The sequence below is a fragment of the Streptomyces flavofungini genome (genome assembly GCF_041028215.1).
Lineage (GTDB): Bacteria > Actinomycetota > Actinomycetes > Streptomycetales > Streptomycetaceae > Streptomyces > Streptomyces flavofungini_B.
Map to the genome: position 1 here is coordinate 1 of NZ_JASKYR010000884.1, position 2,698 is coordinate 2,698.

3 protein-coding genes are annotated in these 2,698 nt (G+C 71.7%); all 3 read right to left on the reverse strand.

Going from position 1 to position 2,698, the window contains the following annotated elements:
* Positions 1-148: 148 nt before the first annotated feature.
* Positions 149-937 (reverse strand): GNAT family N-acetyltransferase, encoded by a 789-nt coding sequence (locus AB8Z36_RS35990; protein WP_369217597.1) that lies wholly within the window; start codon positions 935-937, stop codon positions 149-151.
* A 48-nt stretch (positions 938-985) separates the two neighbouring features.
* Positions 986-2,026, reverse strand: coding sequence for a PhlD (locus AB8Z36_RS35995; RefSeq protein ID WP_369217598.1), 1,041 nt, complete (start codon positions 2,024-2,026; stop codon positions 986-988).
* A 97-nt stretch (positions 2,027-2,123) separates the two neighbouring features.
* Positions 2,124-2,698: MmyB family transcriptional regulator (locus tag AB8Z36_RS36000; RefSeq protein WP_369217599.1), on the reverse strand; the 575-nt coding region annotated here is incomplete at its 5' end.

The following is a 2,698-nucleotide window of genomic DNA, read 5'->3' on the forward strand; positions in this document are numbered from 1 at the left end:
ATCTACACCATCTTCGAGGGGACCAGTGAGATCCAGCGCCTGGTGATCGCGCGCACGCTGTCGGGGATGCCGATCCGCTAGCCCCGCCGGTCGGCGGCCCCCGCCTCGACGGGCATCGGCGTGGAGAAGACCTTCCCCTCCCCGCCCGTCAGGGCTTGTACACGTACGGGGTGGTCGTGCAGAGCGTGGTGAAGCCGAGCCGGTCGAGGATCGGGCGGCTGTCGGCGGAGGCGTCGACCTGGAGGTAGCGGTAGCCGCGCTCGACGGCGACGCGGGCGCGATGGGCCACCGTCGCGCGGTAGATGCCCTTGCCGCGCCACTCGGGGGCGGTGCCGCCGCCCCACAGGCCCGCGAAGTCGGTGCCCTGGCCGAACTCCGCTCGGGCGGCGCAGACCGGCAGGTCACCGGCCATGGCGACCACCGCGACGACGGTGTCCGGGGCCTCGGCGAGCTGGGCCAGGACCCGCCTGCCGAGCCGCTCGCTCAGCTCGGCGTCGGCGGCCCCGAACGCCGCGAGGTGCGCCTGCGCCATGAGCCGGGCGCCGGCCTCGTCCGTCACCTCGACCAGGCGCAGGCCGTCGGGCAGCGCGGGCCCCGCGAGCAGTGCGGCGGCCTCGGCGACCATCACGGTCTCCAGGGGTTCGGCCGCGAAGCCCGCGGCGGTGAGGCGCTCGGGGAGGTCCTCGGGACGGTCGTAGGAGTGCAGTTTCCACTCGAACCCCAGGCCCGCGGCGGTGTAGTGGCGCACCTGCTCCGCGATGACGGCGTCGGCCGTCGTCGCGTCGGCGTCCGACCACAGGACGCCGTTCCAGTCGTCCGCGGAGCCGGTCTGCCGGACGACCCCACCACCCCGCTCGACCCGCGCCCCCGGACTGTCGCTCCGTGCGTCCCGCCTGATCTGCCGGTCGTAGGCGGCGAGCGCCACTGCGTGATCCATGGGGGCACTTCAGCAGCGTGGCCGATGCGAGGGCAACCGGATTAAGCGCTACGCGTGCCAGTGGCCGCGCAGGGCCGCGGTGATGAAGCCGGGGCCGTAGGACACGGCGATGCCGCTCTCCCCGCTCGCGGGCGGCGTGGCATGGGTGCGTTCGAGGACGCGGAAGATGCTGACGCCGCCCATGTTGCCCTCCTCCGTCAGGGTGTCCACGGAGTGGCGGGTGGCGCTCTCCCCGAGGCCCACGGCGTCGGCGGTACCGGCGATGATGCGCAGCCCGCCGGGGTGGATGAGCGCGAAGTCGACGGCGTGCGGTTCCAGCCACTCCATCAGCGGGGCGAGCGTCGCGAAGGCCGAGGTCGGAGCCTGCTTGGTGGAGTCGAAGTGCATCCCGTGGGGGTCGAGCCGTCCCCGGTAGCGGTCGAGGCTGCCGGGAAGGACGTACTCGAAAGTGTCCTCGATGGCCAGACCCGGCCCCGACGGGGTACTCGTGACCACCGTCGCGGCGGCGGCATCCGCGAACAACGCCTTGTAGATCATCGATTCGATCGTGTCGACGCTGTGGTTGTACGAGGTCGACAGGGCCTCGGCGGCGACGACCAGAACCTTGCTGTCCGGCCGCACGGCCAGCAGATCCGTGGCACGTATCAGGGCCTGCACGCCTCCCGCGCAGGCCGCCGTCGTCAGAGCGACACGCCGCACCGTCGGCCGCAGGCCGAGTCTCTCGACGAGGTGGACATCGAGATTCGGCACGGCCCAGCCGGTGGTGTGCGTCGTGACGATCGCGTCGATGTCCCGGGGCGTCAGACCGGCTGCCCGCAGCGCCGCCCCTGCGGCCTGCTCCGACATGTCGACGCAGTCGTCGAAGGCGGCCCGGGTCCGCTCCTGCACGTCGGCGGTCCCCGCGATCGTGCGGGAGGTGAGGGGCCGCGCGAAGTGGCGGGTCTGCACCCCGCAGTTGCCCATGACCCGCAGGATGGCCTTGAGCCGTGGGTGGTCGTGGTGGTGGGCACGGACGTCGTCGACGATCTCATCCGTGGTCACCTTGTGAGCGCCGAGGACAGTGCTGGGAACGGAGACATAGGCTGGCATCGGGCACTCCCACAGTGCTGGTTTTGGGTGCGGGGGGTGCCGGTAACGTACTTGACATCCAGCCAGGTGTCCGTATCCGCGCCTCTTCCGCGGACCCTCAGACAGCTCGCAGCATGGGGGCGCGCGTGTGCCGCCGTTCCGTTCCGGCGTGGTAGATGAGGATGAACAGCCGGGCCCCCGGCGCGGTCATGGGCTGTGCCGCACAGATCGACACCCAGCCGAGGCCGTGTACGGCGTGCCGCAGCGGGCGTTCGTGGCCATCGGGGTGGATCAGCGCGCCGTCGACGTCGTAGAGATGGGCGAGCTCGGGGTCGGCCAGCACCTCCTTCTCGATGCGGCGCAGGATGTCGTCGTCCGGCCTGGCCATCAGAGCGGCCCGCAGCTGCGGCAGCACCATGGGGGCCCACGCGTCACGCCAGTCGGTCAGGTGCTCACGGCCGCCGCGGTCCAGGAGCATCCACCGCATCGTGTTCGTCGGCACCCGCCCGTCGGGGAACATCGCCGCGAACGGTTCGTTGTGCGCCAGAAGCTCCCAGGAGGCGTCCGTCACATAGGCCATGTGTGTGATGCTGTCAACGGCCTCCTGCCAGACGCCGGGTACCTCCTTGCCGGAGGAGGGGTGCAGCGGGCCGGGCGGGTCCTGGAGCAACGCGTACCGGCAGAGGGACACCC

Bases quoted from the DNA above. Each gene is read 5' to 3' on its own strand.
- AB8Z36_RS35995 (WP_369217598.1), bottom strand. From the start codon at position 2,026: ATGCCAGCCTATGTCTCCGTTCCCAGCACTGTCCTCGGCGCTCACAAG.
- AB8Z36_RS35990 (WP_369217597.1), bottom strand. From the start codon at position 937: ATGGATCACGCAGTGGCGCTCGCCGCCTACGACCGGCAGATCAGGCGG.